Annotated in this window: 4 protein-coding genes and 2 pseudogenes; 2 read left to right on the forward strand and 4 right to left on the reverse strand. The window is 71.8% G+C overall.

Translation table 11 applies throughout. The annotated features are described in order from the left end of the window. From ACFU99_RS32440 to ACFU99_RS32450, 3 genes and pseudogenes are all read right to left on the reverse strand, one after another. A partial coding sequence (locus ACFU99_RS32440; protein WP_384398842.1) for an NlpC/P60 family protein occupies positions 1–1,111 on the reverse strand: 1,111 nt, incomplete at its 3' end. 164 nt (positions 1,112–1,275) lie between these two features. After that, positions 1,276–2,292: pseudogene (locus ACFU99_RS32445) on the reverse strand (chitinase); the annotation flags it as partial. A 404-nt stretch (positions 2,293–2,696) separates the two neighbouring features. Then, positions 2,697–2,963: a hypothetical protein gene (locus tag ACFU99_RS32450; protein ID WP_384398844.1), complete on the reverse strand. Its 267-nt coding sequence runs from the start codon at positions 2,961–2,963 to the stop codon at positions 2,697–2,699. 85 nt (positions 2,964–3,048) lie between these two features. Between ACFU99_RS32450 and ACFU99_RS32455 the strand changes: the two genes are divergently transcribed. Next, positions 3,049–3,207 carry a hypothetical protein gene (locus ACFU99_RS32455; RefSeq protein ID WP_384398846.1) on the forward strand — a complete coding sequence of 53 codons (159 nt, stop codon included), beginning with the start codon at positions 3,049–3,051 and terminating at the stop codon, positions 3,205–3,207. A gap of 129 nt (positions 3,208–3,336) precedes the next feature. Next, the gene (locus ACFU99_RS32460) at positions 3,337–4,740 is read left to right on the forward strand and encodes an MFS transporter (protein ID WP_384398848.1); all 1,404 of its coding nucleotides are present in this window, start codon (positions 3,337–3,339) and stop codon (positions 4,738–4,740) included. Positions 4,741–4,790: 50 nt separating this feature from the next. Here ACFU99_RS32460 and ACFU99_RS32465 read toward each other — a convergent pair. After that, positions 4,791–5,015: pseudogene (locus tag ACFU99_RS32465) on the reverse strand (TetR/AcrR family transcriptional regulator); the annotation flags it as partial.

Below are 5,015 nucleotides of genomic sequence, written 5' to 3' on the forward strand. Positions count from 1 at the left end.
TGTCCGAACCGGCCGCCGCGCCCGCCGGCAGCCGCGGCGGCTTGTAGCCCTTCACCGGCTCCTTGCCCTGGTCCGGGCGTACGGCGCCGAGCAGCGGGTTCGCCGCTATGGGCGACACCTTCACCTTCGCGCCGGGCCGCGGCGCCTGTACCACCAGCCCGTCCCCTATGTACATCGCGACGTGGGTCGCGCCCTTGAAGTAGACGACGAGGTCGCCGGGGCGCAGCTCGTTCAGCGGCACCCGCGGCAGCGACTTCCACTGCTCCTGGCTGGTCCGCGGGATCGGGTCGCCCGCGTGCGCCCACGCCTGCGAGGTGAGGCCCGAGCAGTCGAAGGAGTCCGGCCCGGTCGCGCCCCACACATACGGCTTGCCGAGCTGCTTGAACGCGTACGCCACGGCTGCCTGGCCGTCCTTCGAGGGGGCCCGCGACGACCTGCCCAGCGAGCCGCTCGCCATCAGCTTCTCCTGCGCCTCGCCGACGTCCTTCTGCTCCAGCCGCTGGAGCTCGGCGAGCTGATCGCCCGTCAGCGACGCGAGCATCTTCTCGACCTCGGCGAGCCGCTCCTTGACCGTGTCGCGCTGCTTCTTCTGAGTGGCCGCGAGCGTCTCCTGGACGTCGAGGGCGGCCAGCGCGTCGGTCGCCAGCTGGTCGGCCTGCTGCTCGCCGCCGGTCAGCCGCTTGATCATCGCGTCCCGCCGGCCGGCCTCGCGCTTGAGCTGGTGCTCCTGGTCCACGGCGTCCTGCGGGGAGCGGCTGAGCAGGAACCGCACGTACGGGGAGAGGGCGCCGGTGCCGCCGCGGTACTGCTCGCGGGCGAGCCGCCCGGCGTCGTTCCTGCTGTTGGCGAGCGCGACCCGGACGTCGGCGAGCTCGCTGTTGAGCTTGTCGACCCGGGCCCGCTGCGTCTTCAGCTTCTCCTCGGTGCCGTTGTACGTCTCGGTGGCCTCCTCGGCCTTCTGGTACAGCGTCTGGAGCTGGGTGAGGAGCTCGCTGACCGAGGTGTCCGGCGGGTCCTTCGGTGACGCGAAGGCCATGGGCGCGGGCAGTGCGAACGCCGCCGTGGCGACCACCGCCGCCGTGCACACCGACCGTACGAACCGTCCGGACACGATTACCTCCATGAGTGGGCTAGATCAGTGGCCTAGATCATTTGGCCCAGGAAGGGATCGTGCCATGACCAATGCTATTAATGGCAGTGGTACGGGCGATTCCGCCCGACCTCGCCACTGAATGGCCGCCTTCGCGTCACCTGACCAGCGGTAGCCGAGGGGCGTCAGCGCTTGTAGTAGGCGTCGAAGTTCTTGGAGAACTCCCGCTTGTTGAAGGAGTCCCAGTTCACCGACCAGGCCATCAGCCCGCGCAGCGCGGGCCAGGTCCCGTGGGTGGCGTAGCCGCCGCACGAGGTCTTCCTGGTCAGGCAGTCGAGCGCTTTGTTCACCTCGCCGGGCGCGGTGTGCCCGTTGCCCGCGGTCGGGCTCGCGGGCAGCCCGATGGCGACCTGGGAGGGCTTCAGGGCGGGGAAGACGTTGTTCTTGTCGCCCGCGACGGGAAAGCCGGTGAGCAGCATGTCGGTCATCGCGATGTGGAAGTCCGCGCCGCCCATGGTGTGGTACTGGTTGTCGAGCCCGGTGATCGGGCCGGAGTTGTAGTCCTGTACGTGCAGCAGGGTGAGGTCGTCGCGCAGCGCGTGGATGACCGGCAGGTACGCGCCCGCGCGCGGGTCCTGGCCGCCCCACTTGCCGGAGCCGTAGTACTGGTAGCCGAGCTGCACGAAGAACGTCTCCGGCGCCATGGTGAGCGTGAAGCCCGCGCCGTACTTGGCCTTCAGGGTCTTGACCGCCGAGATCAGGTTCACGATGACGGGGGTCTTGGGGTTCTTGAAGTCGGTGTCGCCGGTGTTCAGGGAGAGGGAGTGGCCCTCGAAGTCGATGTCCAGGCCGTCCAGCCCGTACCGGTCGATGATCGCGCCGACGGACTTGACGAAGGCGTCGCGGGCGGCGGCCGTGGTCAGCCGCACCTGGCCGTTCTGGCCGCCGATGGAGATGAGCACCTTCTTGCCGGCCGCTTGCTTGGCCTTGATCGCGGCCCTGAATTCGTCCTCCGACTCCACATTCGGACACTCGCTCTTGGGGCAGCGGTTGAAGCGGATGTCGCCGGAGGTGGTGGAGGTCGGCTCGCCGAAGGCCAGGTCGATGACGTCCCAGCTGTCGGGGACGTCGGCCATCCGCACATAGCCGGAGCCGTTGGCGAAGCTGGCGTGGAGATAGCCGACGAGCGCGTGCTCGGGGAGGGCGGCGGCTTTCGCAGTCCTGGCGGCCGTCGTACGAGCGGTGGCGGGGCCCTCGGCCGCGTGGGCGGTGGGGAGGTAGGCGGCGGTGGACAGCAGAGCGGTGGCGGCGACGGCCGCCAGCGAGGCGGACAGCGTTCTCTCGCGCAGGGGCATGGGGGGTGCTCCTTGTTGTCGACGGCGGTACGGGTGGTGGGGGCGTGCCGGTCGAGCGGTGGGGAGAGGGGACCGCCCTCGCAGGGGAGGGACCGGCCCCGGTCCGGGCCCAGGGCGCGGCAGGCGCGGGGCCTTCGGACTCGGAGCCAGGGAGTTCGCCAAGGCGGACCCCTCTGGTCAAGCAGCAAACCGGTCTGGACCACTGGTGTCAATGGTCCGGACCAAACCTCGGGCGGTTCGGTTACCCGCGGTCAACCGCTCCGCGTCCACGGCCACTTCAGGCCGCGCGGCGGCCGGCCCTCGGGTGCGTACTCGTACCGCCAGCCCCTCGGCAGCCCCAGCCGCTTCGTCGTACCGGCCGGAGCCCGCAGATAGACATGGACGGTCGGCGGCCGGCCGTCGTCGTTCGGCACCGGGATCTCGTACGACTTCGGCGGCTGCCCGGTGGCCCCCACCAGCACCGGCAGTACGCGCCCGTCCAGGGGCCCGCCCACGAACAGGGTGTCTTCGCTTCTCACCGCACCAGTCTCCGCGATGCGCGGGGCGACGGCCCCTCGGCGGTCGCTCGACGGCTGTATCGAACACGGAGATAGCATGATGTCCATGCCGGTCCTTCTGATGTCCGAGGCGACAGGCCGCGCCGAGCGCGCGGTCCGCTTCGGCATGGCCGGATTCCGCCGCGGCCGCCGGGCCATCGACCGCCGGCCGGCGGGCCTGGTGTGGATCTCCAGTCGTCGGCCCGTGATGGCTTCCGGCGTCTGACGCACGCGTCTTCTCGCGGCTTCCCGTATCCGTATCGCGTTCGGATACCCGTCTCCATCACGTCCGCGTCCCCCGCACGCCTTGCCGTGGCAGCGCCCGCGCGCCGTCACGCCGATGGAACGAAGATCCATGCATCCCTTCCTCGCGCATTCCCCCCTGCCCGAACGCCGCCGCAGGTGGCTCGGCGTCGCCGTCATCTGCCTCGCGCAGCTGCTCGTCGTCCTCGACGCCTCGATCATGAATGTCGCCATGCCGTCCGTGCAGCGCGCCCTGCACATCTCCGAACCGACCCGCCAATGGGGCGTGACCAGCTACATGCTGGCCTTCGGCGCGCTCCTGCTGCTCGGCGGCCGGGTCGCCGACCACACCGGGCGCCGCCGCGCCTTCGTCGTCGGGCTCGCCGGGTTCGCCGTCTGCTCCACGGTCGGCGGGCTCGCCGTGAACGGCCCGATGTTCTTCGCCATGCGCGCCGGACAGGGCGCCTCCGCCGCCCTGCTCGCCCCCGCCGCGCTGGCCCTGCTCTCCACCGCCTTCAGCGATCCCGCCGACCGGGCGAAGGCGTTCGGCTGCTACGGAGCCGTCTTCGGGGCCGGTTCCGCGGCCGGGCTGATCGCGGGCGGCGCCCTGACCGCGCTGGCCTCCTGGCGCTGGTGCATGTTCATCGCCGCGCCGTTCGCGCTGTGCGCGGCGCTGGCCGCCTTGCGCGTACTCGACGAGAGCCGCACCGACGGCGCGCGCCGCTACGACCTGCCCGGCGCGCTGACCGCCGCGCTCGGCCTGGGCAGTCTCGTGTACGGGGTCAGCGCCGCCCAGGAACACGGCTGGAACTCGGCGTGGGCGTGGGGGAGTTTCGCGGCCGCGCTGATCCTGCTCGTGCTGTTCGTACGGCTTCAGCTGTGCGGGAGCGATCCGCTGCTGCCGCCGCGCGTCCTGGCCGACCGGCGGCGCGTGGCGGGGATGCTCGCGGTGGGCCTCGGCGGGCTGGCCGTCACCGGGATCTTCCTGCTCCTGAGCTACTACCTCCAGCGCGACCTGGGCATGTCCGCCCTGGCCACGGGGGTGTCCTCGCTCCCGTACTCGGCCGGAATGGCCGTCGCCGCCGCCCTCGGCGGACGCCTGCTGCCCCGCACCGGGCCGCTGCCGCTGATCACCGGCGGGCTCGCCGTCGCCGCGCTCGGCGTGCTGCTGCTCGCGCGGGTCGGCGGGGAAGGGGACTACCTGACGGCCGTGCTGCCCGGCCTGCTGGTGCTCAGTGCGGGCGTCGGGGCGATGTTCTCCGCGGCCTCGGCCACCGCGCTGGACCGGGTGGAGGAGCGCGACAGCGGCACGGCGGGCGCGGTGCTCAACTCCTTCAGCGAGATCGCCGGAGCCCTCGGCTCCGCCATTCTCGCGACGCTCGTCACCGCCGCCGGGACCGGCCCCGCGGCGGCCGTCCGGGGGTACCGGACGGCTTTCGTGTTCAGCGCGGTGGTGCTGGTCGTGGGGGCGGGGGCGGTCGCGGTGCTGCTGCGGGAGCGACGTACTGCTGAGTGAGGGTGAGCCCCAACCCGTACGGCCGGGGCCGGCTCACGCCCGTACGCGTGTCAGAGCAGGTGAGAGGCGTCGGCCACCACCGGTATGACGGCGCGGGCCAGCCTCCCGGCCGCGCCGTCCGGGAGTTCCAGGGCGAGGGCGGCGCGCGTGACGCGCGCCGTCTGCTCGTCGCTCGCCGAGGTCGCCGTCAGCATGGCGACGAAATGGTCCACGAGCCAGTCCCGCAACTCGCCCACCGGCGGCTGCTTCTCCTCGTCCAGCCAGATCAGGGAGGC

The sequence above is a fragment of the Streptomyces sp. NPDC057654 genome (assembly GCF_042800135.1).
Lineage (GTDB): Bacteria > Actinomycetota > Actinomycetes > Streptomycetales > Streptomycetaceae > Streptomyces.